At 56.1% G+C, this 26,472-nt stretch carries 21 protein-coding genes and 1 tRNA gene; 12 read left to right on the top strand and 10 right to left on the bottom strand.

Annotated features, from left to right (window positions below):
• The first annotated feature begins 108 nt into the window (after window positions 1-108).
• A complete protein-coding gene (gene rarD, locus NXF97_RS03715) occupies window positions 109-1,008 on the top strand; it encodes an EamA family transporter RarD (protein WP_274956510.1) in 900 nt (299 codons plus the stop codon).
• A 45-nt stretch (window positions 1,009-1,053) separates the two neighbouring features.
• On the opposite strand, the gene NXF97_RS03710 is transcribed toward rarD, so the two are convergent.
• The 5 genes from NXF97_RS03710 to lptE form a co-directional block, all read right to left on the bottom strand.
• Window positions 1,054-1,129, bottom strand: a tRNA-Glu gene (locus tag NXF97_RS03710).
• Between the two features lie 107 nt (window positions 1,130-1,236).
• Window positions 1,237-2,406: a THUMP domain-containing class I SAM-dependent RNA methyltransferase gene (locus tag NXF97_RS03705; RefSeq protein WP_274956509.1), complete on the bottom strand. Its 1,170-nt coding sequence runs from the start codon at window positions 2,404-2,406 to the stop codon at window positions 1,237-1,239.
• 15 nt (window positions 2,407-2,421) lie between these two features.
• Window positions 2,422-3,699 carry a glutamate-5-semialdehyde dehydrogenase gene (locus NXF97_RS03700; protein WP_022373573.1) on the bottom strand — a complete coding sequence of 426 codons (1,278 nt, stop codon included), beginning with the start codon at window positions 3,697-3,699 and terminating at the stop codon, window positions 2,422-2,424.
• An 18-nt stretch (window positions 3,700-3,717) separates the two neighbouring features.
• Entirely contained in the window at window positions 3,718-4,728 is a 1,011-nt protein-coding gene (gene holA / locus NXF97_RS03695; RefSeq protein WP_022373574.1) for a DNA polymerase III subunit delta, read from the bottom strand.
• Window positions 4,729-4,733: 5 nt separating this feature from the next.
• The gene (lptE, locus tag NXF97_RS03690; protein WP_022373575.1) at window positions 4,734-5,246 is read right to left on the bottom strand and encodes an LPS assembly lipoprotein LptE; all 513 of its coding nucleotides are present in this window, start codon (window positions 5,244-5,246) and stop codon (window positions 4,734-4,736) included.
• A gap of 185 nt (window positions 5,247-5,431) precedes the next feature.
• On the opposite strand from lptE, the gene mobB reads away from it, so the two are divergent.
• Genes mobB through NXF97_RS03660 form a run of 6 tightly spaced genes read left to right on the top strand, consistent with a single transcriptional unit; the run spans window position 5,432 to window position 8,685 of the window.
• Window positions 5,432-5,941, top strand: coding sequence for a molybdopterin-guanine dinucleotide biosynthesis protein B (gene mobB / locus NXF97_RS03685; protein WP_022373576.1), 510 nt, complete (start codon window positions 5,432-5,434; stop codon window positions 5,939-5,941).
• Entirely contained in the window at window positions 5,928-7,133 is a 1,206-nt protein-coding gene (gene glp, locus NXF97_RS03680; protein ID WP_274956508.1) for a gephyrin-like molybdotransferase Glp, read from the top strand. Before mobB ends, glp begins: the two co-directional genes overlap by 14 nt.
• Window positions 7,134-7,144: 11 nt before the next feature.
• The gene (gene moaD, locus NXF97_RS03675) at window positions 7,145-7,402 is read left to right on the top strand and encodes a molybdopterin converting factor subunit 1 (protein ID WP_274956507.1); all 258 of its coding nucleotides are present in this window, start codon (window positions 7,145-7,147) and stop codon (window positions 7,400-7,402) included.
• A gap of 1 nt (window position 7,403) precedes the next feature.
• The gene (locus NXF97_RS03670) at window positions 7,404-7,856 is read left to right on the top strand and encodes a molybdenum cofactor biosynthesis protein MoaE (protein WP_022373579.1); all 453 of its coding nucleotides are present in this window, start codon (window positions 7,404-7,406) and stop codon (window positions 7,854-7,856) included.
• Between the two features lie 3 nt (window positions 7,857-7,859).
• On the top strand, window positions 7,860-8,270 hold the full coding sequence (crcB, locus tag NXF97_RS03665; protein WP_274956506.1) for a fluoride efflux transporter CrcB: 411 nt from the start codon (window positions 7,860-7,862) through the stop codon (window positions 8,268-8,270).
• 4 nt (window positions 8,271-8,274) lie between these two features.
• A complete protein-coding gene (locus NXF97_RS03660) occupies window positions 8,275-8,685 on the top strand; it encodes a lysozyme inhibitor LprI family protein (RefSeq protein WP_074009878.1) in 411 nt (136 codons plus the stop codon).
• A gap of 63 nt (window positions 8,686-8,748) precedes the next feature.
• On the opposite strand, the gene leuE is transcribed toward NXF97_RS03660, so the two are convergent.
• The 3 genes from leuE to NXF97_RS03645 form a co-directional block, all read right to left on the bottom strand.
• A complete protein-coding gene (gene leuE, locus NXF97_RS03655) occupies window positions 8,749-9,411 on the bottom strand; it encodes a leucine efflux protein LeuE (RefSeq protein ID WP_022373582.1) in 663 nt (220 codons plus the stop codon).
• A gap of 166 nt (window positions 9,412-9,577) precedes the next feature.
• On the bottom strand, window positions 9,578-12,217 hold the full coding sequence (gene leuS / locus NXF97_RS03650) for a leucine--tRNA ligase (RefSeq protein WP_274956505.1): 2,640 nt from the start codon (window positions 12,215-12,217) through the stop codon (window positions 9,578-9,580).
• Between the two features lie 111 nt (window positions 12,218-12,328).
• Window positions 12,329-12,724, bottom strand: coding sequence for a CorA family divalent cation transporter (locus NXF97_RS03645; protein ID WP_274956721.1), 396 nt, complete (start codon window positions 12,722-12,724; stop codon window positions 12,329-12,331).
• A gap of 8 nt (window positions 12,725-12,732) precedes the next feature.
• Between NXF97_RS03645 and NXF97_RS03640 the strand changes: the two genes are divergently transcribed.
• From NXF97_RS03640 to NXF97_RS03620, 5 genes are all read left to right on the top strand, one after another.
• Window positions 12,733-13,542 (top strand): FAD-binding protein, encoded by an 810-nt coding sequence (locus NXF97_RS03640; protein ID WP_022373586.1) that lies wholly within the window; start codon window positions 12,733-12,735, stop codon window positions 13,540-13,542.
• 356 nt (window positions 13,543-13,898) lie between these two features.
• Window positions 13,899-18,821 (top strand): autotransporter domain-containing protein, encoded by a 4,923-nt coding sequence (locus NXF97_RS03635; protein ID WP_274956504.1) that lies wholly within the window; start codon window positions 13,899-13,901, stop codon window positions 18,819-18,821.
• 294 nt (window positions 18,822-19,115) lie between these two features.
• The gene (locus NXF97_RS03630) at window positions 19,116-19,484 is read left to right on the top strand and encodes a helix-turn-helix domain-containing protein (protein ID WP_274956503.1); all 369 of its coding nucleotides are present in this window, start codon (window positions 19,116-19,118) and stop codon (window positions 19,482-19,484) included.
• A 444-nt stretch (window positions 19,485-19,928) separates the two neighbouring features.
• On the top strand, window positions 19,929-24,848 hold the full coding sequence (locus NXF97_RS03625; protein ID WP_274956502.1) for an autotransporter domain-containing protein: 4,920 nt from the start codon (window positions 19,929-19,931) through the stop codon (window positions 24,846-24,848).
• Window positions 24,849-25,137: 289 nt separating this feature from the next.
• Window positions 25,138-25,521, top strand: a complete 384-nt coding sequence (locus NXF97_RS03620; RefSeq protein ID WP_274956501.1) for a helix-turn-helix domain-containing protein — start codon at window positions 25,138-25,140, stop codon at window positions 25,519-25,521.
• A 97-nt stretch (window positions 25,522-25,618) separates the two neighbouring features.
• Here the strand turns inward: NXF97_RS03620 and NXF97_RS03615 are convergent, their stop codons facing one another.
• Together NXF97_RS03615 and NXF97_RS03610 are read right to left on the bottom strand one after the other, a co-directional pair.
• Window positions 25,619-26,005 (bottom strand): FAD-binding protein, encoded by a 387-nt coding sequence (locus tag NXF97_RS03615; protein ID WP_274956500.1) that lies wholly within the window; start codon window positions 26,003-26,005, stop codon window positions 25,619-25,621.
• Entirely contained in the window at window positions 25,962-26,426 is a 465-nt protein-coding gene (locus NXF97_RS03610) for an FAD-binding protein (protein ID WP_274956499.1), read from the bottom strand. Before NXF97_RS03610 ends, NXF97_RS03615 begins: the two co-directional genes overlap by 44 nt.
• Window positions 26,427-26,472: the final 46 nt, after the last annotated feature.

Below are 26,472 nucleotides of genomic sequence, written 5' to 3'. Positions count from 1 at the left end.
ATAAACTGACGGTCTGTTGCAGATGACGGGGAGAGAGAAGTTTTCTCCGTCACGGTGCGTTTTTCTTAATTTGCGCTAAGCTCCTGCCGTGTATTCGCGGCAGGCAGTATGCAGACTTCTTCTCGACTTGTTGGTTTTACCGGAGCACTGACGGCGTATCTGTGCTGGGGATTTATGCCCGTGTATTGGCGGCTTCTTTCAGAGGCCGCAAGCTGGGAAGTGATTGCCCACCGCCTCATTTGGTCGCCGCTGGTGATCCTTGCATTACTCCTTCTGCGCGGAAAATTTTCCGGCATCGCGGCATCCGTGCGGCTCCTGGCACGGGAGCACCGGCAACTCTTCTTTCTTTTTTGCGCGGCAGGTTTTGCGGCACTCAATTGGTGGATTAACGTCGTGGCGGTGCAGCAGGCCCGTGTTGTTGAACTCGGGATCGGGATGTTTCTGACGCCTCTGATGTCAATCTGTTTCGGTGTGGTGCTTTTTCGGGAAACACTGGGAAAACTCAAGGCCTGGGGCGTTGCGGCAGCAGGTATCGGCATTGCGGTGCTCATCGCCGGCTACGGCACGTTCCCGTGGATAGCTTTGGGCGTGTCTTCAACCTGGGCCGTCTACGGAGTTTTTAAGCGTGTGCTCACCTTGGATCCCTGGATCAGCAACATGCTCGAAGCCTGCCTTCTGGTGCCTGCGGCGGTGATTTATGTCCTTTGGCTGAACCAAACCGGCGCCGGCCACTTTCTGGCGGGAAATGAGGTTCTCGCGCTTGCCTTAATCGGTACGGGTTTTGTGACGTCGGTCCCGATGATTGCCTTTGCTTACGCCGTGCAGAATCTTCCGATGACGGTCTTCGGGTTTTGCCAGTACTTAAACCCGATCCTGACAATGACCGTGGGGCTGGTGATTTTCGGTGAGCCCTTTAACGACGCATTTGCCGTGCCGCTTGCGCTGGTCCTCGCGGCCGTTGCGTGCTTTGCAGTGTCGGAAATCCGGGCGGCAAAAAGCCCGAAATGACAGGCAACAAAAAAGCCGCTCATGCGCGGCAATTTTTGCCTGAAATGGCGTCCCCATGGGGATTCGAACCCCAGTTCTAACCGTGAGAGGGTCATGTCCTAGGCCTCTAGACGATGGGGACATCGAGGCGTTTGAAGGGCGCAATTCTATCAATCCGGGCTGACTCCTGCAAGTCGCGAAAAAAGCCCGGAGCGGTCGGATCCGGGCTTTTCAAAGCTGACAGAGGCTTCAGGCCTTGCGGTAACTGCCGGCGACGAGATCAAACCGGAAGAAGCGGCATTCCAAGGGGCCGTTATAAAGCGGCACTTTCCGGGATTCGGAAAGCCGCATCTGACGCGGCAGCTGCCTGTCGCTGGTTAAAAGCCACGCAGTCCACCCGGCAAAGTTGTGCTTTAAGTTGTCCGAGACGTCCTTCATCATGGCGGCAACCGATGCGCTCTTGGGGTTGGACTGTTCGCCGTACGGAGGATTGGCAATCACCAGACCGTGATCCGCGCACGGAGTCACGGCGCGGGCATCGCACTGCGTAAAGGTAAGCCGCCCGTCTTCGAGCATGGCGGCAAGGCCCGCGCGCTCTGCGTTTTCACGGGCCTTTCCGACCACAATCGTTGAAATGTCGCTGGCGGCAATTTTGACAGTCGCGTGACGGTTGACGGCCGCCTTGGCGTCGTCCTTGAGTTCCTGCCAGGCGTCCTTATCAAAGTTCACCCAGTTTTCAAAAAGGAAACGGCGGTTCAGACCTGGGGCCGTGTTGGTTGCCGTGAGAGCGGCTTCAATCGCAACAGTGCCCGAACCGCAGAAGGGATCGGTTAACGGCATCTCAGGCGTCCAGCCCGCGATTTTCAGCAGCCCCGCAGCCATGTTTTCCTTTAAGGGGGCTTCGCCCTTATCACGCCGCCAGCCGCGCTTAAAGAGCGCCTCGCCGCACAAATCGAGATAAAAGATGCAGTAGCGCTCGCTCACGTAGGCAAAGATGCGGATGTCGGGCGTGACGCGTTCCACGTCGGGTCTGCGGTTAAAGAAGTGCACAAACCGGTCGCAGATGCCGTCCTTGATGCGTAAAAGCGTGAAGTCGAGCGACGTGAGGGGACTGCGGCGGGCGTTCACATCCACGCGGAAGGTCTGATCCGCCGTAAACCAGTTTTCCCACTTGGTGCGGCACGCGAAGTTGTAGATGTCTTCTTCGTCGCGGTAGTCGGAAACACCGAGACGCATCAGAATGCGGCTTGCGATGCGGGACGTGAGGCAGGCGCGCATCGCGCAGACCATATCAGCCTCAAAGACAATGCCGCCGCGCTCGAGTTTGAGGTTCGTGCCGCCGGCATCTTTGAGTTCTTCTGCAAGATACTCTTCAAGCCCCAGGGGACAGACGGCGTAAAAAGACAGTGGTTTTGCCATAACATTACCTTTCGTTTAACGGCGGCACTCGCCGTGCCCGTAAACAACATATTTAAGACTTGTAAGGCCCTCAAGCCCCACGGGGCCGCGGGCATGAAGTTTTCCGGTGCTGATTCCGATTTCGGCGCCAAGCCCGTAAACGTAGCCGTCCGCAAGGCGCGTGGAGCAGTTCACCATGACGCTGCCGGAATCGACTTCCCGCAGAAAACGCTCTGCGGTCATGTGGTTTGTGGTGATGATCGCATCGGTGTGGTGTGAGCCGTGCGTTTCGATGTGGCTCACGGCCGCTTCAAAAGAAGGCACGACCGCAATTGAAATAATCGGGGCGTTGTATTCGGTGTCCCAGTCGTCTTCAGTTGCTTTTTTAACGGTAAAACCGGCCTGGGTGAGAATTTCATAAGACGGATTGTCGCAGCGCATCTCAACGTCCTTTTCCTGCCAGATGCGGGCAATGCGCGGCAGAAACACCGCTGCCTGCTTTTCATGCACTAAAAGCGTTTCCATGGCGTTACAGGGCGAGTAGCGCTGCGTCTTGGCGTTGTCGCACACCGTGAGCGCCAAGTCAGTATCGGCTTCTGCGTCCACATAGGTGTGGCAGATGCCGTCCAGGTGCCGGATCATCGGCACACGGGCTTCGGCTTCAAGTCGGGCAATGAGAGACTTGCCGCCCCTCGGAATAATGACGTCAACGTACTTCACCGCCTTGATGAGTTCACCCACAAAGGCACGGTCCGTGGTGGGCGCAACCTGCACGCTGTCGGGATTGAGTTTCACGGCGGAAAGCGCCTCAGCAATAAGTCCGGCAAGGACTTTGTTGGTTTCAAAGGCTTCCGAGCCCCCGCGCAAAATGACGGCGTTGCCGGCCTTTAAGGCAAGGGCCGCTGCGTCCACCGTCACATTGGGGCGCGCTTCATAAATGATTCCCACAACCCCCAAAGGAACGCGCATGCGGCCCACGCCGATGCCGCTTTCCTGAGGCTTCACGCTTTCGATGGTGCCTGCTGGATCGGCAAGGGAGGCAATCTGCCGGCAGCCGTCCGCCATCGTCTCAAGCACTTTCTCCGTGATCGTGAGACGGTCAACAAAAGGCGCGGGAAGGCCGGCAGCCCCGGCGCGTTTCACATCAAGGGCGTTTGCGGCAAAAATGCGGTCTTTGTGTTCCGTGAGCGCCAGAGCAAGAAGCTTCAGAGCTTCGTTTTTCTGCGCCGTGGCGGCACGCGCCATGTCGCGCGAGGCGGCCCTCGCCTTGCGGCCGATCGTTTCCATCAGTTCACGGGGATCAAGTTCGCTCATGGCAGATCCTCAAAAAAATTAATGTGCGAGAAAGGCGGCAAGTGACGCGAGTTCGAGCCACACATCGCTGTCGCGGTCTTTGACTTTAAGGCCCTTGCCAAGCCGGTCAAGATCTGCGCAAAGCGTGAGCGCGGCTTCAAGACGCCGGGCATTGTTGCGGTTGACGACACTTTGAATACGCGCGGTTTTGTCAAATCCCCTGACACCTGCGTGCATCATGGCGTCACGGACGTTTTCGCCCTGATCCATGTAGGTACGGGTTAAAAGCGCTGCGCGGGTTTCATCCGTAAACTGCCAGACAATGGCGGGCATGGCCTCTCCCTCGGCCTTGAGGTTTTCGACGATTCTCAAGGCCTTGGCGGCGTCACCCGTGAAGGTCGCGGAAATCAGATTTTCAATGTCAAAACGCGCCACGTCGCCCACCGCACGTTCAATCATTTCGGCGGTAATACGCGTGCCCTTGGGGTATTGGTACGCGAGTTTGAGAACTTCCTGCGCCGCCGCAAGAAGGTTTCCTTCACAGCGCTCGGTGAGAAGGTTCACGGCGTCGCCGTCGGCACTTAATTCGTGCCGCGCAAGGCGCTCACGAAACCACAGGGGCAACTCTTTCACGGTCACCGCGGCGCATTCCACAACCTGTGCGGCCGCTGAGAGCTTTTTGTACCAGGCGAGTTTTTTCACCGTCCAGTCCGAGGGCATCGAGACGATGACGATGGTGTCTTCAAGGGGGGCGGACGCAAGGGCCGTGAGCGCTTCAGCGCCTTTTGTACCCACCCGGAAGGAGGCAAGCCTCAGCTCCACAATGCGCTTTTCGGCAAAAAGGCTCATCGAGGTGCAGGCTTCGCGCACCTGAGACCAGTCCCAGTTGGCCTGGCCGTTCAAAATCTGCCGCTCGCCGTAGCCCGCTTTTATGGCGGCCGCGCGGATCATGTCCGCGGCCTCGATCATCAAAAGCGGCTCTTCTCCGGTGACAAGCCACAGTTTTGCGGGCTCCCCCGTGAGTTTTCCGGCCAGTTCCTTAAAGCGCATGGTGTTTATGAGGCCTCGGGAGCGGCCGCAGGTTTGGCGGCTTCAATGCGCCGCAGAATGAGGCTTACGAGATCGGACTGCATCTCGGCAAATAAGAGCGCTTCTTCGTTCTGGCGGCTTAAGTATTCGCGCTCACTGTAGGTGACGGTCCGGGAGGTCGTCAGCGTAGTTTCCGGCACAAAGTCGCGTCCGTCGGGTGTGGTGATCCTAAAGGTCATCGTGAGCGTGAGCTCATTTTCGGCAACGTCACCCCGAAAGTTAAGCGAGAGAATGTCGCGGGACTGTGTTTTATTGACAAGCGTAAAGACGGCATCGGCTCCTTGGGCTGAGTCCGTCAGGGTTACGGAGCTCCCCGCCTTAAGCTGTCGGGCGAGTTCCGCGTAAAGCGGCGTGTTGCGTTCAAGCGCAATGTAAAGCGTGTCAAAGGGCACATCAAAGCGCCCCTTCATCCGGAATCCGCAGCCCGCGGCAGGAAGGGCAATCAAGGTTGCTAAAAGAGTACGGCGGGAAACGGTCATAACGCGAGTCAGGGCCCATCAACGGACGGGCCCGGTGAAGTGGTATCCGAATCCTTTATTATAGGGGGAGGCACCGCGCCTCTGCGGTAAACTGTTGCGGCTATCGGGTGTTTTCGGACGGGTTTTCGGACGGCATGAAAAGAGGACCGCCGCAGCACACTCCAACCTCCATGAGGAACCACACTATGTTTGCCGTAGGATTTATCGGACAGTCAGGAACCGGCAAGACCACACTGATGGAAAAAGTGGTGGCGCGGCTCGTAAGCCGCGGGCGCCGCGTCTCCGCCGTTAAAAGCACGCATCACGACACCGACATTGACCAGCCGGGCAAAGACAGCTGGCGCTTTCGCAAGGCCGGTGCGAACGAAGTAATTCTCGCAGGCAAAGACCGCTGGGCTCTGATGAAGGAGACCCCCGAGGCTGAGGTGCCGCTTTCAGAACTGTTAAAGCGCCTTGAGCCCGCCGACATCGTGATGGTGGAGGGGTTTAAGGCGGACGCTTCGATCCCGCGGATTCTTGTCTGGCGCAACCGCCCGGAGGCTGAGCCTTTTGCGCTCGAAGAAGGGGTGGTCGCGGTCGCAACCGACGACGAAACGCTGGTGCTCCCCGAAGGCATCACGCGGCTTGACATCAACAGCCCCGGCGCTGTTGCCAACTTCATCATTACCTTAAAGGCCGACAGTGATCACGTATAAGGAAGCGCTGCAGGAATTTATTGTGGCGGCAAAACCCAAAAAAGAGACTGAGACCATTCCGACGCTCTACGGTGAAGGCAGGATTCTCGCAGAGGACGTTGTGAGCACCATCTGCGTGCCGCCCTGGGATAACTCCCAGATGGACGGTTATGCGCTGCGTGCCGCCGACATTGCAGCTGCGTCAGAAGGTGCTCCCGTGCGTCTTTCCGTCTCCCAGCGCATCGCCGCGGGCACGACCGGCACGGAACTCGCGCCCGGAACCTGCGCACGGATTTTCACCGGGGCTCCGATGCCCGCGGGCGCAGACTGCGTGGTGCCGCAGGAAGACGTCACGGCTGAGTCCGGGGTCGTCGTCTTTACGCGCCCCGCGCCGGCAGGCGCGTGGGTCCGCAAAAAAGCCGGTGACGTGGATCAGGGTCAGACGGTGGCTCACGCGGGCGAGAAATTAACACCCGGCATTCTTGGGTTGATTGCCAGCGTGGGCGCGGCCTTCGTGACCGTGTATAAACCCCTTAAAGTCGCGGTCTTTTTCTCCGGCAGCGAACTTACGATGCCCGGTGAAGCGCTTCCTCCCGGCGGCATTTATAACTCCAACCGCTACACGTTAAGGGCGCTCTTAAAGGGCCTTAACTGCGAGGTTTACGACCTTGCGGGCGTCACTGATTCCTTTGAAAAAACCAAGGAAGCCTTAAGTAAGGCCGCTGACACCGCCGATATCATCATCACCTCGGGCGGGATGAGCGTCGGCGAAGAAGACCACATCAAACCGGCCGTGAAGGCGCTCGGACGCATTGACATGTGGCGGGTGTCCTTAAAGCCGGGTAAGCCCGTGGCGCTCGGTGAAGTAAAGGGCGTGCCTTTTATCGGTTTGCCGGGCAACCCCGTTTCGGTCTTCGTGACGTTTCTGATGCTTGCGCGTCCCTTTATCCTGCGCTGTCAGGGTATGAAGCACGTCGAGGCGCAGCCCCTTTCGGTGCGGGCTGACTTTGCCTGGACAAAGAAAGGCGAGCGGCAGGAATTTGTGCGCGTGCGCCGTAACGCCAAGGGGGGGCTTGACCTTTACCCCACGCAGAATTCGCAGATTCTCACGAGTTGCGCCTGGGCTGACGGACTGGCCGATATTCCGGCTGGCACGAGCGTCGCCGAAGGGGACTTTGTGTCCTACTATCCGTTCCGCGATCTTTTTATTTAAGAGAGAAAACCGTGCAGATTAAAGTGAAGTATTTCGCGCTTTTGCGTGAAGCATTAAACCGTGACGAAGAAACCGTTGAAGTTCCTGCAGACGTGAAAACGGCAGGGGAACTGCGTGCCTGGCTTGCGGCCAAAGATTCTGAACACAACGAGGCTTTTGCCACGGTTAAGCGCATCCGCGCGGCCGTAAACGGCACCATGGCCGGAGACGATGCTGCGGTGGCCGAGGACGATGAAGTTGCGTTTTTCCCGCCTGTGACCGGAGGTTAGGTTGACAGTCAAAGTCGAAGTCCGCACGGAAGACTTTTCGGCGGAAAAAGAAAGTGAGGCCGTGAAGGCCGCTTCGCCTGGGGCCGGGGCGCTCGTGAGTTTCATCGGCATTGTGCGCGGAGCGGGGATCCGCTCCATGGAACTCGAGCATTACCCGGCGATGACCGAAAATGCCGTCAGAGGCATTGTTCATGATGCCCGAAGCCGGTGGCCGGCGATTGAGGCGGTCACCGTGATTCACCGCGTGGGAAAACTTTTGCCCGGCGACAACATTGTCCTTGTGATCGTGAGTGCGGCTCACCGCCGTGAAGCTTTTGAGGCGGCGGAATTCATCATGGACTGGCTCAAGACCGAGGCACCTTTCTGGAAGAAAGAAACACTCACCGACGGAACGGCCCGTTGGGTGGATGCGCGTGAAAGCGACGATGCGGCCCGCGACCGCTGGAAGAAATAAAAAATGTTTGAAACCCGTGACGGTAATCTGTTTTTGGTACTTGCGGCGGTGGCTTCGGGCGCTGCTGTGGGCGCAAGCCTCAGATGGGCACTTTCCTATGGGTTTAACAAGGTCTGGGACGTGATGCCCGCGGGGACACTCATCTGTAACCTCGTCGGAGCCTTTGTGATCGGGCTTCTCACGGCCTTTTTTGTGCAGCACCCGGGGGTGCATCCGGCCGTGCGGCTTTTTGTCGTGACGGGACTTTTGGGCGGACTCACCACGTTTTCCACGTTTTCGATGGAAAACGTTTCGATGCTGATGGCGGGTGACTGGATGCGGGCATTTCTTCACGCCGGAACCCACCTTTTCGGGTCTGTTCTCATGACCGGAGCCGGCTTTTTTGTGTACAAGACATTTTTTGCGGAGGTTTGACCCAATGCGCAGCCTTTTAACAGGTGTGATGCTCATCGCGCTCGCTGCAGGCGCTTTTGCCGCGGATCCCGATGATCCGGTGGCGGCCTGCTACAGTAAGGCGGGCACCCAGGTTGCTTACGGCGAGTGCCTCAGAGAAGAACTCGCGTCTGTTACGAAGCAGTACACGGCGGTTGTCGACAAGGTGATGGGCGTTGCCCGCAGCGTTGACCGCGCCGAAAAGAAAAAGGCGGCAGCCAAAGCCTTTGACGTCGCCAACAAAGCGTTTAACGCCTACTTAAAGGCTGAATGCGACTGGACGTCCGCTTCTTACGGGTCGGGGGCCGGTGCCGGACACGCTGAAACCGCCTGCCGCATCAATCTCATGCGCCTGCGGATGGGCAGGCTGCAGGCGGAGTATCTTCAGAATCAGTAATTCTTTTTTGGAAAGATGAATACTCTGATCCCGGTTTTGGTACAGCCATGGCCGGGTTTTTCTTTAGTCCAGAACGAGTTTCCCGGCAAACAGAAGAAAGAGGCCTCCGATGGCGGTGTTGCCGAGCTTGGCCATGGCCGGAAACCGGGCAACCGCTCTTAAGGCATCCGCGCCGAGCGTCGTGAGAAAAAGAAGCCACGAGATGCTGAAAAACTGCAGCACGGCCGCAAGAATCAGGTAGGGGATCCACTTGGCCTCAAACGCCGGATCAATGAACTGCACGAAAAACGCGACAAAAAAGAGAATGGCCTTGGGGTTGGTGAGACTCAGGATGAGCGCCGTGCGGAAGGCCTTGAAGGCGCCGGCACTGCGTTTTTCCGCACTGTTTCTGACAGTTTCCCGGTCTTCTCCGGCTGCCGTCTTCTTTTTTCCGTATACACTGTAGAGAATCTTGAAGCCGAGCCAGGCAAGGTAGAGTCCGCCCGCCGTTCTCACCCACATAAAGAGGTCAGGGTGCGCCGCAAGCATGGCCGCCACACCCACAAAGGAACAGGTGATGAGGACGGAATCTCCCACGAGAACTGCGAGCGCGCCGGCAAGCGCCGGGCGGCGTCCTTCGGTGACGGCAGTTTTAAGGACAAAGAGCGAATTGGGGCCGGGCGCGATGATGACGGCAAATGCGCCCAGCACATAAACCCAAAAGTTAACGATTCCGAACTCGAGCATGGCTGACAATTCCGGTTGGCGGAGAAATTTTTCGAACTATAAACACCGCTGAAACGCACGGCTACGCGTTGTGTGACGGTTGCGTTAATACGGCAACTGTGCCGGCAGCGGGCCTGAAAAAGCAAAACGGCCCGAAGGCCGTTTTGCTCACCGGTAAAAGTCCGGGTTATTTCGCGACGACGTTGACGAGCTTACCGGGCACCACAATCACCTTGCGTACCGTGGCTTCACCCACGAAGCGTTTGACGTCGGGGTTGGCAAGTGCCGCGGCTTCAATCGCGGCGCGGTCGGCGTCAGCCGGAACCAGAATCTGGCCGCGCAGTTTCCCGTTCACCTGCACCACGAGTTTTAACTCATCAGCCACAAGCGCCTTTTCGTCGATGACGGGCCACGGAGCGTCGATCAGTTCGCACTCAAAGGCCTTGTCAAATCCGAGTTCCGTCCACATCGCGGTGGTGATGTGGGGCGCAAGCGGATAAAGAACACGCAGCAGAAGCGACGCGCATTCCTCAAGCGCGGCCTTGCCGAGCTCGTCCTCGGGCTTAAAGGCGTCAATGCTGTTGAGCATCTTCATCGCGGCAGAAACAACGGTGTTGTACTGCATGCGGTCAAAGTCGCTCTCAGCCTGCTTGAGCGTCGTGTAGACATCACGGCGGAAGTCTTTGACGGACTTGGCGGTAGCCGAGTAGTCGGGAGCAGCCTTCCTGCCGATCAGGTCGGCGCGGTGCGCATAACCCCAGTTCCAGAGACGCCGCAGGAAGCGGTACGTGCCTTCGGCGCCGGAATTGGACCACGCGGCGGACTGATCGGGGGGACCGGCAAACATCACGAAGGTGCGGGCCGTATCGGCGCCGAACTGCTTGATGATGTCGCGCGGTTCCACGACGTTGTTCTTACTCTTACTCATCTTCTCGATGCCGCCGGAGACAACGGGCAGGCCGTCGTCTTTGGCCGTCACCTTGCTCGGACGCCCCTTTTCGTCGTATTCGACGTTGATTTCATAGGGGTAGTACCAGCGCTTGTGACCGTCGGGAAGCTCACGGTAGAAGCATTCGGCGGTAAGCATGCCCTGGGTAAAGAGGCGCTTAAAGGGTTCGTCATACTTAACGAGCCCCAGATCGCGCATCACCTTGGTCCAGAAGCGCGCGTACAACAGGTGCAGCACCGCGTGCTCAATGCCGCCGATGTACTGATCCATCGGAGACCAGTAGTCGTTGCGTTCATCGACCATGGCCTTGTCGGCGTCCGGAGAGCAGTAGCGCATGTAGTACCAGGAGCTGTCGACGAACGTATCCATCGTGTCGGTTTCACGCTTGGCATCCGCGCCGCACTTCGGGCACTTGACGTTGAGAAACGCTTCGCATTTATTCAAAGGATTGCCCGAGCCGTCCGGAATCAGGTTTTCCGGCAGAATCACCGGCAGATCCTTTTCAGGCACCGGAACCGGGCCGCAGTGCGGGCAGTTGATGATGGGAATGGGCGTACCCCAGTAGCGCTGACGGGAAATACCCCAGTCGCGCAGACGGAACTGTGTCTGCTTGTCGCCGAGCCCCATCGCTTTCAAATCCGCGGCAATCGCGTCGATCGCTTCATGAATGTGAAGCCCGTCGTACTTGCCGGAGTTGATGCAGTAAGGGTTAAGCGTCTTGTCGCCGTACCAGTCCTGCCAGGCATCCGTCGAGAATTCCTTACCTTCAACGGCGCAGACCTGAATGATCGGAATGCCGAACTTCTTTGCGAACGCAAAGTCGCGTTCGTCGTGTGCGGGCACGCCCATGACGGCGCCCTCGCCGTAGCTCATGAGAACGTAGTTGCCGATCCAGACTTCAACCTTGCGGCCGTTTAAGGGATGCGTGACGTAAAAGCCCGTGGGGACACCCTTCTTTTCCATAGTGGCCATGTCGGCTTCAGAGACCGAGCCCTTGGCGCATTCAGCGATGAAGGCCTCAAGCTCAGGCTTACCCTGTGCAAGGCGCTTCGCGAGGGGATGCTCAGCGGCGATCGCCACAAAGGTCACACCCATCACCGTGTCGGCACGGGTCGTGTACACTCGAAGTTCCTTCTTTTCCCCGTCGATTTCGTAGGGAAAGGCAAAGTTCACGCCGATACTCTTGCCGATCCAGTGCTCCTGCATGCGGCGCACCTGTTCGGGCCAGCCGTCAAGCTGCTTGAGATCATCCAGAAGTTCCTGGGCGTATTGGGTGATGCCCAAGTAGTAACCCGGGATTTCACGCTTTTCAACCTTTGCGCCCGAGCGCCAGCCGCAGCCGTCGATTACCTGTTCGTTGGCGAGAACCGTCTTATCCACCGGATCCCAGTTCACAATCTGGGTCTTGCGGTAGGCAATGCCCTTTTCGAGCATCTTGAGAAACATCCACTGGTTCCAGCGGTAGTACTCAGGACGGCAGGTCGTCACTTCGCGCGACCAGTCAAACGCAAGCCCCAGGGGCCGCATCTGTTCCTTCATGTCGGCGATGTTGCGGTAGGTCCACTCCGCGGGCGCGACCTTTTTGCTCAAAGCGGCGTTTTCTGCCGGCAGCCCGAACGAGTCCCAGCCCATGGGGGTCATCACGTTAAAGCCCTTCATGCGGCGGTAACGGTAGAGGACGTCGTTTAAGGTGTAGTTGCGCACGTGGCCCATGTGCAGCTTCCCTGAAGGATAGGGTAGCATGGAGCAGACGTAGTACTTGGGTTTTTCCTTGCCGTTTTTGTCTTTGGCGTGCTCTTTTGCACGGTAGACGTCGTCCTTGACCCAGCGGGCCTGGACTTCGGCTTCAATTTCCTGAGGAGAATAGGTGTCGCGCATGGGCGCCTTGCCTTTTCGTGAAAATGTGCGGAATTTCCGCGGGAATAAACGAATTGAAAAGTATACCGCGTTAAGCCTTGGTGCCCAAAAGCCGGATGCGGTCAAAAAGCCTTACAAAAGGTCCTTTTTACGGAAATAAAGGAGCTCTCCGATGATGATGGCGGCGGCAGTAAGGCAAATCGCCGGATAAGCCCAGGGCCAGTGCAGTTCCGGCATAAATTCAAAGTTCATGTCGTACCATCCGACAAGTAGCGTCAGGGGCAGAAAGATGACGGAGACGACCGCAGGGATCCGCATGGCGGCGGCTTGTTTGAGCTGAATCTGCAGCTGATACATTTCGCGGATCTGCATAACGTATTCCCTCAGGGCTTCAACATGACGGTGTACGCGCTCGGCACGGTCAGAAAACCCCGCAAAGAGCTGACACTCGTTGTCGGTCAACATCTGATTGGAATTGGCGCGGATGGCAGCCGCCGTGGTCGTTAACTGATAAAAGAAGGCGAGAATTATCCCGGTTGCACAAGAAGTTCGGTCTGACTCTTAACGGTCTGAGAACCATTGCCAACAATCACCGCATCGGCTCCAAGACGCCCCTGATCGGAGCGCATGAAGCCCAGGAAATCGGGAAAACGGTCTGGCAGGCTCTGGAGGGCTACATTTTCCGCAAAGGCGGAAAGCCGCGGTTCAAGTCCTGGAAGCGTGGGCTCAACGGTATTTCCGGAACAGATAATCGGGAACTCATCTGGAAGCCCGAAGAATCGGCTTTGTACTGGCGTAAAAAGCCTTACCGGGTCAAGATCGACGACTCTCAGCAGCAGGTAGCGCTCATATTTGATGAAAAGACGCGGCAGGCGGAAAAGCGTATCGGTATGTCGATGACGCTCTTTGATAAGGCGGGCGGCGGTCTTATTACCGCGGACGGAATCGACGATCTGGCCGATAAGCTCGGAGTCCCTGCGGGGGTTTTAAAGGAGACAGTGGAGTCCTTTAACGCCAAGGTGAGGGCAGACGGTACGGCGCCTGAAGCCGTGCCTCCGAAAGCCCATCTGGCGGCCAAGCTCGACATGAAGGGCAGGCTCTACGCTTTTTACCCGCTGACTCCTTCCATCACCATGGTTTACGGGGGACTTACCATCGACACCAAGGCCCGCGTCACCGCGCAGGACGGTGATGTGATGCGCGGACTGTATGCGGCGGGTGAAACCGTGAACCTCTACTATATGGACTATCACGGCGGCGGCATTTTGCCGCAGTGCCTGGCTTTCGGTCGCGTGGCCGGAGAGGGTGCGGCAAAGCTTGCCGGGCACTGCGGCCGAGTGTTTTAAATATCGGTGATGTAACACGTAGCAGCGGGCGTAAAGCACGTCACTCTGACATCTGTTTATCGAAGACGGCGCGGGTAAAACCGCGCCGTTTCCGTTCTTAGAAAACTTTATTTCATTTTTGACGAAAAACCGGTCACATTTCCGGGTGAAAATCCGGCCGAAAAACTCAAAACGTTGTAAAAGAACAACAAAAAATAAATTTCTTTAGCAAAAAACGCCGAAAAGTATAAGGGAATACCCCCCCACTGTAGACAAATGCAGAAATTCTTATTCTGCGGATGTACCGCCTCGATAGGCGGGGGTGCATGCGTCCGAAAGATGCGTGCAGAAAAACGAAAATTTTCGGAGTTTTGTAAATGAACAAATCTTTTAAGGTCGTCTTCTCCAAGGCGCGTTCCGCGCTGATGGTTGTGAACGAAGCGACTTCTTCCGTTCAGGCCAAGGGCACAAAGACGGTGATCGCTGCGGCAGCGGCTGCGATGATTGCCGGCGGTGCGATGGCTGCAGCCACAAACTACGACTCTGTGACGATTAACGAAGGCTCGTCAATCGTGTATACGGGTGCAACTGGCAGCACGACTACAACTCAGATTCTCGGCACGACGGCTACCGGAGTGGCGAGCGACGCTGCGGATAAGACAAAGCCGGCAGCTATTGCAGACAAGACTGAAGTCGGAAAAATCTCCACGCTGGCCTTCAGCGGTGGTTCTGTAGTTGTGAATGCCAGCCATGGTAATCAGGCTGCTGTCTCTCGGGGCACGGTTGACATGGGCACATCTGCAACTCAGATTGCCGGCAATATTTCTGTCAACGCCTATCAGGGGGCTGCCCAGAACGCTAGCCTGACGCTTCAGAATATTGGTCTGAAGTCTGGCACGATTGATTTCGGCATTGTTGCTCAGGATGCAACAAACGATAATACGGCTGCGGCTAAGGTGACGACCGGCACGGCTACTCTTTCTGCAGGTACTGTGACACTGGGTGCAACTAGCGACAATGTAGGTAATGTTGGTTCGCAGGTTGTTGTGAAAACGGTTGCAGGGACGGATGCCACGATTACGGCTACCGGAGCCGGTACGTCTGCGGCCCCCTCAATGAATCTCGTTAATGTTGCGGTTGAGAATGCCGGCAAGCTGACGGTTTCTGCTACAACAGGCGATGTGGTAGTCGGTAAGGACAGCACCTTCGTGAACACGGGTGTTCTGACTGTTACTTCGGCTGCCGCTAGTGGCAAGGTCGATTTTGCTGCTGACTACGACGGCAAGACCGGTATTCTGAATATTAGCGGCGCTAACACCGTGAATATCACCGGTAACATCACGGGTGATTACGTCAAGATTGGTGATTCGATTAAGTTCGGTACTGATGGTAAAGTCACGCCGACCACCGATAAGAACACGATCGGTATTTCCGGTGCGACGATCACCATTGGTGAGGCTACAGCTGCAAATGGTTCTGTCACCAAGACGGGTTCTCTGATTGTGGGCAATACGCTGGAAATTGCCAGCGACTTTACCAACAAGACGACGGTTGAAGCTCCTGCCACTGAAGTGACTGCAGTCAATGGCACAGTTACCAATGGTCAGTACGGCACGATGGCTTTAGGTGATCTGACGATCAAGGCAGATAAGGGACTGACTCTGGCGAACAGCAACACCTCTGGTGCTGTGACGGTTGGTAAGCTGCTTCTTGACGGCACGCTGACGGTTTCTTCCGGAGATCTCGAAATCAATGGAACAGGATCCAAGATCGGCAAGGGTCTGCTTAATATTGCTGACACCGGTGTTGTTACGTTGAAGGGTGACTTGACTAACGATGCAGGTGCCAGGGGTATTGCCTTTACTGGGACTAATGCTAAGCTCACCATCGCCGGCTCTCTTGATAACACAAAGACTGGCGTGATTGGTGGGGATGCCACGAGTGGTTCTATTGTTGTTACTGGAACGCTTACCAATAAAAACACTGTTGGAGCAAAGGACATCACGGTGTCCGGCAAGCTCTCTAATCTCAAGAACACTGCTGCGACTGAAGGCTATACGGGCAAGATCACTGCCGGTACGGTGACTGTTAAGGAAGGCGGCGTGGTTGAAAGCGCGCTGACCGATGATGCCGCTGGTGAGTATGTCGTTGGCAAGACCGTTGTCAATAAGGGCGGTACATTCATCACGGCCTTGAACAGCAAGATCACGGCTGAAAAGGATTCGCTCACCCTTCATGGTGAATTCTCTTTGGACGGTGGCGTCCTCGGTACGGCTGCTGATACGCCTGTCACGAAATTCAACTTAATTTCCGGTGATACTCTGACCCTCAACGGTGATTACACGCTTGATACGGTCAAAGAAGCTGCTGGCGCCAAATTTAATGTCGGGACTGATGCCACTAAGACGGGCAATGTGACCGTTAAGACACTGACTGCGGCCGATGCTGACTCTGTTGTCGTGAACGGCACGCTCGCTGTGACCGATTCTCTGACGGCAGCAACTGCTGCCTCTGTCCAGGTTGCTTCTGGTACGCTGGCTACTTCGCTTAAGGCGATGAATCTTGAAGCCGATGCCACTACTGGTAATGTAGCCGCAATCAAGGACAAGACTCAGAGTGCTGCGGCTGGCTTCCTTAGCCTTAGCCAGGATGCAGTTCTCGATCTCGACGTCGGTGGTACGAAGGTTTCCAAGGATGGTGCTGCTACGATCGTTGGACTTGCCGGAACGCGTGCTGGTTTGATTGACCTCGGTGCTGTTGAGCTCTATAAGAGCGCGAGCGAAGCTGTTAAGGTCACGAACGGTGAAATTGCCGCTACTGAACTTGAGGGCTTTGACCACATCACGACCGATACGCTGAAGGCATCCCGTATTCTTGGTAAGGATACGATCACTAATACTTCGAGCTACGGTGCGGTTGAACTGTCTACAGACGCTCCGACCGCTGCAGACACCCTTGCCTCTAACGCTGGTCTCACCATCAGCGACAATGTCACTTTAACGCTCAATGGCATGGGTGAAACAGCGGTTAATCTTGTTCAGTACAAGAACGACAAGGTTGCTGCGGTTACATTTAACGGTGCTGCTTCGAAGCTCGTTACGAAGGGCAACGGCGTTATCGGTGAAGTTAAGGGTGGTGATACTACCAAGGGCGTGTTGGAAGTCGCTGACAAGGGCCTGACGGTTGAAGGCAATGTTGTCGCCAAGGATGTGATTGTCGGTACGACCGGCACGCTGACGATGGGCACTGTTGCAGATGCAACGAAGGCTTATACAGTCAATGTGGCCAATCTGACCGTTGACGGTACATTCGCCGCCGCACAGAACACTGTCACGATCGGTACTTCTATCGAAGTTGATGGCACTGCAACAATCAAGACCCTTGATATTTCCGCTGCGACTAATGCAGCTGTCGAAGGCACATTGACAGTTGATACGCTGACTGCCAATACCGGTAAGACCATGAAGGTCGGTCGCTTTGACAGCGCAACCAATAAGGATGCTGCTGGTACGGTCTCCGTGGCTAACTTCTCCACCGCCGGCACGATTGACGCGACCCGTGCATACACCGATAAGGACGCCTGGACGGCTCCGGCTGCTTCAGTGGCTGTGAAGACAGCTGTTGCGGGTGCCCTGATCAAGGCTGATGAAAACGCCTACATCGCTGTTGGTACGACAGATACCACAGCTGCTCAGAAGGCTCTGACGGCTGCCGGCTATACGCTTGCGAAGACAGTTGACACTGATACGACAGATAAGGTTGAAGTCAATTCGATCGATGCCCGTACGGTTAATACCGTGGTTTATGTTGACGGTGGTAAGACTGCGACGACCAATGCCGTGGCTTTCGGAGGTTCCATCGATACCACTGATAGCACAACGCGCGATGGTGGCGAAGGTGTGAAGATCGCTGCCAATACCGCCTTGGCCTTTGACACGGCGACGATTGATACGACCGGAACGACTGCTCTGTTTGCTCAGGATCTGAGCATTGCTGACGGTGCTGTTGTTGCCGCCAACAATCTCAAGATCGGCGACAAGATCCTGCTGACGGCAGGGAATCTGACAGCTGGTAGCAACTGGGAAGACAACGTTGAGTTCAAGGGCGATATCCTGTCGCACGCGGACGTGACGGACAAGGTCCTCTCCGTTGCCATGTACGACAAGGCTGACCTGAAGAAGGCCTACGGTCTTGATTCGGGCGTTGCCGGCTTTGACGCGTCTTACAGCTACTTTGCTAACGCTAACCGCGGCGCTGCCACGACGACGTCTGCTCAGTTTGCTGAATGGCTCTACACGAAGAGCTCTTCTGCTGCCTACGGTGCTTACTCTGACGGCGTCAAGCACGTGAACGTTGAAGCCATCCGCGCTATCGCCAATGCTGCCGGTGCCCTCGGTGCCACGACGGGCGTGCAGACGATGACGATGGACGCCGTGAACCAGATGGGTGAAACCGTCCAGGACCGCGTCTCCGTTCTCACGCAGCGCGCTGCCGGTGTGAACGTCTGGGCTGCCGCTAACGGCGGTAACTTCCAGGCCAAAACCCTCTACGACGGTGCCGGCTACAAGAGCGACATCTACTCTGGCGTGCTCGGTGTTGATTACCAGTTCGCCTGCAACGCCGTTCTCGGTGCTGCTCTGACGGTCGGTACGGCTGACACGGATTCCAAGAACACCGCTTTCGGTACTTCGACGGATTCCGACCTCGTGGGCTTCTCGGTCTACACGAGCAAGACCTTCGCCGACATCATCGGTGTGTCTGCTGACATCGGTTACCTGTCTGCTTCGAACGATGTGACCGCCAACGGTTACGGTTTCGGCTACAAGTTCTCCGAAGACACGGACGCCTTCACGGTTGGTATCCGCGGTGAAGTTCTCACCCAGGCCGGCCCCGTGAAGATCGTTCCGCACATCGGTCTGCGCTACACGGCTCTCTCTACGGACAGCTTTGAAGCCGCCTATGTGACGGATGTCGACGATCAGGCCATCTTCCAGATGCCGGTCGGTGTCACCTTCTCCGGTGACTTCCAGACGGGTGACTGGACGGTTGCTCCGAAGTTCGACCTCTCTGTTGTTCCGACCTTCGGCGACAAGGATGCTGAGATGAAGCTCGGTGTCACGGGCGGTACCGTGACGAGCGACTACGGCGTCCGTGTGATTGACTCCAACCCGGTTCAGGCCACGCTCGGTGTTAACGCCACCAACGGCGCCTGGGGCTTTGGTCTCAACTACAAGCTCGGTGTCGGCAGCGACGACCGTATGAACAACACGTTCAACGTCAACGTCCGCTACGCGTTCTAACCGAACGGGTGCTTTGAAACTCAGCTGCGTAAAGCAGCTGAGCCGGCGCCGCCTAAAGCAGTCTCTGCCATGGCCGTGCCGGTCATAAGTTGTGTTGTGTTTCCCCGGGGCCGGCTTGCACCGGCGCTCCGGCGGAAACATCCGGTTTTGCTTGAGCCGGTTATTGCTTCCCACTCCTTTAAAAGACGGGAGAGGGGAACATCAAAACTCCATGTCAGGCACATTCAAGCCCCGTTCCCTCAAAGAGGAAGCGGGGTCTTTTTTACCTGACACTTTTTGCGGTGAAAAATGACGATGACAGAAACTGCGGGCAAAGAAGAGGGCGCTCCGGTCCGTCATAAGCCGGATTTTTACGCGTCAGAGAACAAACGCCGCTGGGCGGTGGATTTGTTTAAGCACGGCTACGGCTACACGAAGGTCGCTTCGATTCTGGAGCTTTCTCCCTATACGGTCCGGGACTGGAACCGGGAGTACCGGGCGGGGCGCTTCAGAGTGCAGATTGCGGCCAATCAGCTGCGCTATTGCGAGGAACTGCGCAGCAAGGTTGTTGACCTGCGGACTGAAGGCCTGTCCTGGCGGAAGATCAGCGAGATGACGCAGGTGCCGGTGTCAACCTGCCGGAAGTGGGTGAGGGGACAGGGCGCTGAGAAGACGGAAGATTAAATTTTGATAATCTCAGGAGGGAGTTGCAATTCAGGAAAAAGGCAACGGATGACATGCCTTTGCAGCAGCAGGCGGAAGCTTTGAACCAGAGTTGTTTGCTGCGGCAGAAGCCCGTTTTGATCGGTCGTTTTTCTTTCTGCATTGTCCCGTACGTCCAATAAAACTGACGTTTATCTTTCCGTTGACAGTTTTTGAGCTTTTTCTCCCGATAAAACTCCAACCGGGCACCTACTGAAAACGGTGTTGAAAACCGGCCTTCTGTTGCAAATAAACAACATAATCCGAAAATTTCCTCTGAAATCGGCTGTTTTTTATAGGGGAATACCCCCCCCCGGTAGTCAAACTCGGAAATACTTATTCTGCGGGTGTACCGCCTCGATAGGCGGGGGTGCACTGCGTCCGAAAGATGCGTGCAGAAAAACGAAAATTTTCGGAGTTTTGTAAATGAACAAATCTTTTAAGGTCGTCTTCTCCAAGGCGCGTTCCGCGCTGATGGTTGTGAACGAAGCGACTTCTTCCGTTCAGGCCAAGGGCACAAAGACGGTGATCGCAGCAGCCGCTACCGCGATGCTCGCCGGCGGTGCTGTTGCTGCTACGACTGATGCTACGTTGGTAATCACCCAGGCGGATCAAATCACAGGTCAGCAGAAGCTGAAGAATGATCAGGTTTTCCAAGACCTTACAATCGCAGCTCCTACCAACACCACGGGTTATTACGGCGCTCTGTATGTGAACGGAGTTTCCGGTGCAAGCAATTCTGCTGTTACTGTTTCCGGGCTGAAGTTCCTTAATAACACCACTTATACCAAGGCTGCGGAAGGTAAAAACCAGGCACTCTACGGTCAGGGCGGCGCAGCAGCTGTTTACCGTAGCAATATTAAGTTCGTAGATGCCCAGTTTACGGGTAACACTGCACAGGGTCATGGTGGTGCGCTTCTGATTGCAACCGGCACCCAATCTCCTTCAGAGAAATGCACGGTGGAAGTTGCTGTTACTGCTAACAAGAAGGCGGTTTATGCCGGTAACAAGGCTGGTTCTGGCTATACGAAGTATGAGGATATGGGCGGTTTTGCCTACCTCAGGGACGCCTCAACGTTGACGCTGGACGTTGCTCAGGGTTCTTTCCTCACGATCGGTGAAGCAGGTGCTGCTCAGACGGCAGGCCTCGACTCCATCGCTTCTGTGGGTGACGGCGAGCAGCTCAAGGTGACGGGCGGCGGTTCTGTGACCATCAATGGTTCCACGGAAAACTTTGCCGGCACAATCACGGTTGAAAGCGGTTCTTCTCTGACGATGGCTACCGGGTTTGGTTCCCGCGTCACGCGTCAGCAGATTGAAGCAAATAAAACAAGTGGTTCTGACAGTGCGACAGAAGCCGCTGAAAGTAACTTGAAGCTGGCATCTGTTCTCTCGGTAGAGTCCGGTGCTTCTGCCACGATTAATGATGTGCTTGAAATCACGGGGCAGACAGCCGCTACACCGCAGGAGGGCAACACCACTAATTATCAGCAGGCAGGTACTGTTGTGAAGGTGGCGAACGGCGGTGCTTTCGTTGTTGACGGCATCAAGGTAACGTCGCATACGTATGCCGACAAGTTTGCTGCAACTGCCACTGAAAAACTGGGTGTTGGCGTCAAGACGGTCGGTAAAGGCCTGATTGAAGTTGTGGGTTCCGGCTCAGCTATCGTCAAAAACGATGTGACTGTTGACGGTAAGAGCACCATGATTAAGACTGGTGATGGTGAACTGAAGGTCAACGGCGCTGTAGTGACCGCGGCCGCTGAGATGTCCGGCGGTTCTGTTAAGACCTCTGGTGGTTTCTTCGATATCCAGGCTGGTCATGTGACGGCAGCTAAGATCACCAATGCGGGTACGACCAACGTCGCGAGCGGTGCTGCTCTTGCTCTGACCGGTACCGGTTCTGTGAACAGCGGCACGATCTCGATTGCGGGCACAAACACCACTGCTGGCTCTCTGACCGTTGCCAAGGGTGCTGATTTCGTGAACACCGGATTTATTTCCGGAAGTGCCAAGACTGAAAATAACAAGACAACCTACACGGCTACTGGTGAGGGTGATGTTTTCGTTGCCGGTACGTTCACCAACTACGGTACGGTTGACGGTAAGACTGTTAACGGTTACATCGGTGCCAACAGTCTGACGGTTGAAGAAGGCGGTGTTCTGAATACCAAGATTACGGACTCCTATGCTGTTGCCAAGACTACGGTGAAGGGTACGTTCAATCTGACTGAACTCAATTCCAGCGTTTCGGGTAAAAAAACCGATCCGAAGGATCAGCTGGTGCTCGCCGGTGAGATGACTCTGGACGGCGGCCTTGTGACGTTAAACGGCCAGGAATTCACGGGCAACGTGCAGCTTGGTTTGTCCGATGGCGAGCCTGATGCTACCAATGCTACTGTTGCCGGCGCTACAGTTGCCGTCAAGGGGGCACGTGACTATAAGGCTTCTCAGATTACCTTCCGTCCGAAGGGACAGAGTCAGGGCAATGACTCTACTCTGACACTTGAAAATGGCTACGAAGGCACCTACACCGTTGGTACTTTAGATGCTGTTGGTGCAGGTTCCGTGAATGTGAACGGCGGTACGCTGAACGTTGACACCAAGCTCACGACGAAGGCTGAAGGTACCGGTGCCAATGTTCACGTTGGCAAAGATGGTACGCTTGCTCTGACCAAGACCGCCATCGGTCTGACCGTTGCAACGAGCGGTGACAGTGCCGCGGTGGCTGATACCTTTAAGGGCGTACAGAACGAAGGCCGCGTGCTGGTGACCGGACTTGACGGCATGACGGTGAAGGCTGACACGCTGGCCGCGATTAAGAATGCGATTGTCAAGACCAATACCGGCTTCATTGACTTCGGCAAGCTTGCAGTCGATGCCACGACTGTGTCGGGGTATAACTCTACAGCCAATACGCTGACGGCTTCCGGTGCTGAGAAACTTGACGGTATGCATCTTGATCAGTTCAAGAACACGACGGTGACCGGTGTTTCAGGCGCTAACAATGGGCTGAACGGCAGTTTCGGTGCGGTTCAGCTGACTGATGCCGCAGCTACGGGCGGTACCCCCGCCTCGTTTAGTGTGGCTGATGGCAAGCAGGTTTATCTGAACAACTCCGGCAACCTCATTGTTGACAAGGACGGTAAGCTTGCCAATGTTGCTGTCGGTAATGGCTCTTCCTTTGTGACAACAGGCCAGAATGCAGTTGTCGGTGGTGTTAATGGCACGTCCGGTAGCTTTGTTGTTGAGAGCGGATCTCTGGAAGCCAAGGGTGACGTCAATGTTGCCGATCTCACGGTGACCGGAGCTCTTACGGTCAATGAAAAGGCTGCGGTTCCTGCTTCTGGCTCGACGGCTGCTCAGCCTGCTCAGCCTGCTCAAAAGTACACGGTGACCGCTACTAACCTTACGGTTGAACAGGGCGGTGTGCTCAACGTTCTGCACGATGTAACCCTCAATTCTGGCTCCGGCGCTTTGGCTGTCGATGGCACGATGAATGTGAAGGGCGTGTTGTCTGCTAACGGTACCGGTCGCACGATCAATGTCGGCAGCGACAATTCGACTGGTGTTCTGACTGTCGGGACGCTGAAGAATGTAACGGTTTTTGCTGATCCTGCCTGGAACAACGGTATGGAAGCTGCCCAGGTTGCAGTGAAGACGCTGGACAGTGGGGCTAAGGTCGAGGCCGGCCGTAATTCCATCGTGGCCGTCGGTACGACCGACATCACGAAGGCTCAGGCTGCTTTGGCTCAGACCGGTCTGAAGCTCGGTGAAGTCACAAAGGGCTCTGTTGGTGTTGTGAACGCAGTGGCTTATGTGACGGCTGAACCGACCGTGACTGCCGGTGTGACCGATTACAACGGTACGACGGTTGGCGGTCATGTGCTCGTCTCCGGTGCTAAGCAGGCTACCCAGTCGATTACGCACGGGCTTGATGTCAAGAAGGGGACGCTCGCTATCATCGATGCCTCCGGTTTTGATAAGTCCGGCGAAATCGCAGTGTTCAGTGGCTCGATCAACATTGATGACGGTGCCACGGTCTATCTGAGCAACCTCAAGAATGGTGACAAGCTGAATCTGACGACTGCGCTCCTTCCCTTCGACAACCAGCATGTCCCGGCTGTGTCCGTTGGTAACGCTAACATTGTGTTCGCTGGTGACCTGCTGATGAACTTCGAAGCAGTGAAGGATGCTGCGGGTAACGAAACGTCTGTTTATCAGATGAGCATGCTTGACCGTGCAGAGCTCGCCAAGATGGGGGCTGTTGCAGGCCTCGGCGCTGCCTATGGCATGTTCGCTGAAGGCGTTGACAACAACTCGAGCTCTGCTCAGTTCAACAAGTGGCTCTACACCTCGACCACGTCTCCGAAGAACGATGGTACGGAAGAAGGCAACTTCGTTGCTCTGCAGACGGCCGCTAAGGACGTCGCAAGCCTCGGCGCCACCACAGGTGTTCAGACGATGACGATGGACGCTGTAAACCAGATGGGTGAAACGGTTGCTGATCGTGTGTCGCTCCTCACCCAGCGTGCTGCCGGTGTGAACGTCTGGGCTGCCGCCAACGGTGGTATGTTCGAAGCCAAGTCGCTCTTTGACGGCGCGGGCTACGAAAGCGACATCTACTCCGGTGTCCTCGGCGTTGACTACCAGTTCGCCTGCAACGCTGTTTTGGGCGCCGCTCTGACGATCGGGACGGCCGACACGGACAACAAGAACTCCACGGTTAAGGCGAGCACCGACTCCGACCTCGTGGGCTTCTCCGTCTACGCCAGCAAGACCTTTGCTGACGTGATTGGTGTGTCCGCTGACATCGGTTACCTCACGGCTTCCAACGACGTGACCGCCAATGGTTACGGCCAGAGCTGGAAGTTCAGCCAGGATACCGATGCCTTCACGATCGGCCTGCGCACTGAAGTCCTCGCGGAAGTCGGCGCTGTGAAGTTGGTGCCGCATATCGGCATCCGCTACACGGCTCTTTCGACCGACGGCTTTGAAGCCGGTTACAAGACCGAAATCGACGATCAGAACATCTTCCAGATGCCGGTCGGTGTCACCGTTTCCGGTGACTTCCAGACGGGCGACTGGACGGTTGCTCCGAAGTTCGATCTCTCGGTTGTCCCGACCTTCGGCGACAAGGATGCTGACCTCAAACTCGGCATCACCGGTGTGAAGGCCACTGACGACCTCGCGGTCCGTGTGATTGACTCCAACCCGGTTCAGGCTACGTTGGGCGTCAATGCCACCAACGGCGCCTGGGGCTTTGGTCTCAACTACAAGCTCGGCGTGGGCAGCGACGACCGTATGAACAACACGTTCAACGTCAACGTCCGCTACGCGTTCTAATCGAACGGGTATGAAAAAAACTCAGTCCGGGTAACCGGACTGAGGCCCGAGCCGCCTAAAGCGGATAACGCCATGGCGGCAAGGGCAAACGCTTTACCGCTTTCTCTGAGGGGTTCACACGAACGCTTCAGAGAAAGCTCCCGGTTTTGCTTGAGCCGGTTACCTGTCGTTTCTCCTTTAAAAGACGGGAGAAAACGGCATCAAAACTCCATGTCAGGCAACTTTCAAGCCCCGTTCCCTCAATCAGGAAGCGGGGTCTTTTTTACCAGTAGCGTTTTCGGCGAAACAAATGAACATGACACTCAGTGATGGTGCAGGGCAAAGCGTGCCGGTTCGTCAGAAGCCCGCGTTTTATGCCTCAGAAAAGAAGCGCCGCTGGGCCCGTGACCTTTTTGAGCACGGCTACGGCTACACCAAGGTGGCGTCGATTCTGGAACTTTCGGAAAACACTGTCCGGGACTGGCAGCGTGAGTACCGCAAGGGGCGCTTCAGAGTTCAGATTGCAGACAACCAGCTGCGTTATTCCGATGAGTTGCGGGAGAAGGTTCTGAAAATGCGCGCAGAGGGCGTCTCCTGGCGCAAGATCAGCGAATTAACCCGAGTTCCTGTTTCCACTGTCCGGAAGTGGTGTGCAAAGGCAGTAGCCAGTGAAAAGTGCGCTGCGGCACCGTAATTAAAGCAGGGATAAAGCAAGGAAAAAACGTTTTTTCGGACGAGCAAAAACCGCCGCAGCCCGAGACTGCAGCGGCTCTTGCCTCAAGAGGAGAGGATTACTGTTTTACGGCCTTAGCGGCTTCCGTATCGGCAATCCGCCCGAACGTGATGGTTTCGGAGATGGAGTTGCCGCCAAAACGGTTCTTGCCGTGCACGCCGCCCGTCACTTCACCGGCGGCAAAGAGTCCCTTGATCGGCTGTCCCTTCGTGTTGATGACGCGGGTTTTGCCGTCAATCGTTAAACCGCCCATGTAATAGTGGATCGCCGGCGTGATTTCAATGGCGTAGTACTTGGGCTTGTCCACTTTCGGGAAGCCGTCCGGACGATGAAATTCCGGCTCTTTGCCGTTTTCAGCATAACGGTTGTAGTCGGTCATTGTTTTTTCGAGGTTGTCCGGATCAATACCGGCTGCCGCGGCAAGTTCGCTGATCGAAAATCTCATAGGCAACGCCGCCCGTCTGTTTGCTCACCGCAGCACTTGTGACGTCGCGCGTCGTGAGTTCGCTGATAAAGCGCTTGTCTTCCTTATTGACGAACACGGCACGAGCGCCGCGCACTGTTTCGGAGACAATCACGGGAGAGCCCACCAGCAGCGTCAGGTTAAGCTCGATTTCCTTGGCATCGGTCACCGAAGCGCCGATTTTCTTCGCAAGCACCATGCCGTCACCCTGACTGCCGGGCTGGTTTGATGTTTTCACGTCAGCACTGATGTCGGGGCGCAGACTCTGTACGCGTTTGGCGTTAGCGCCGATGCCGCCCGTTGCGAGCACAACGGCCTTGGCATTGATCTGATAAAGCCCTGAGTGTTTGCCTTTGACGAGTACGCCGGTCACGGCACCGGTTTTGTCTGTGATGAGCTTCACAGAATTTCCCGCATTCCTCCCGGGGCTCAAGCCCCAGGCTTCCTGC

The organism is Duodenibacillus massiliensis (assembly GCF_928721995.1).
Lineage (GTDB): Bacteria > Pseudomonadota > Gammaproteobacteria > Burkholderiales > Burkholderiaceae_F > Duodenibacillus > Duodenibacillus massiliensis.
This window is presented reverse-complemented; position numbering and strand designations above follow the sequence as displayed.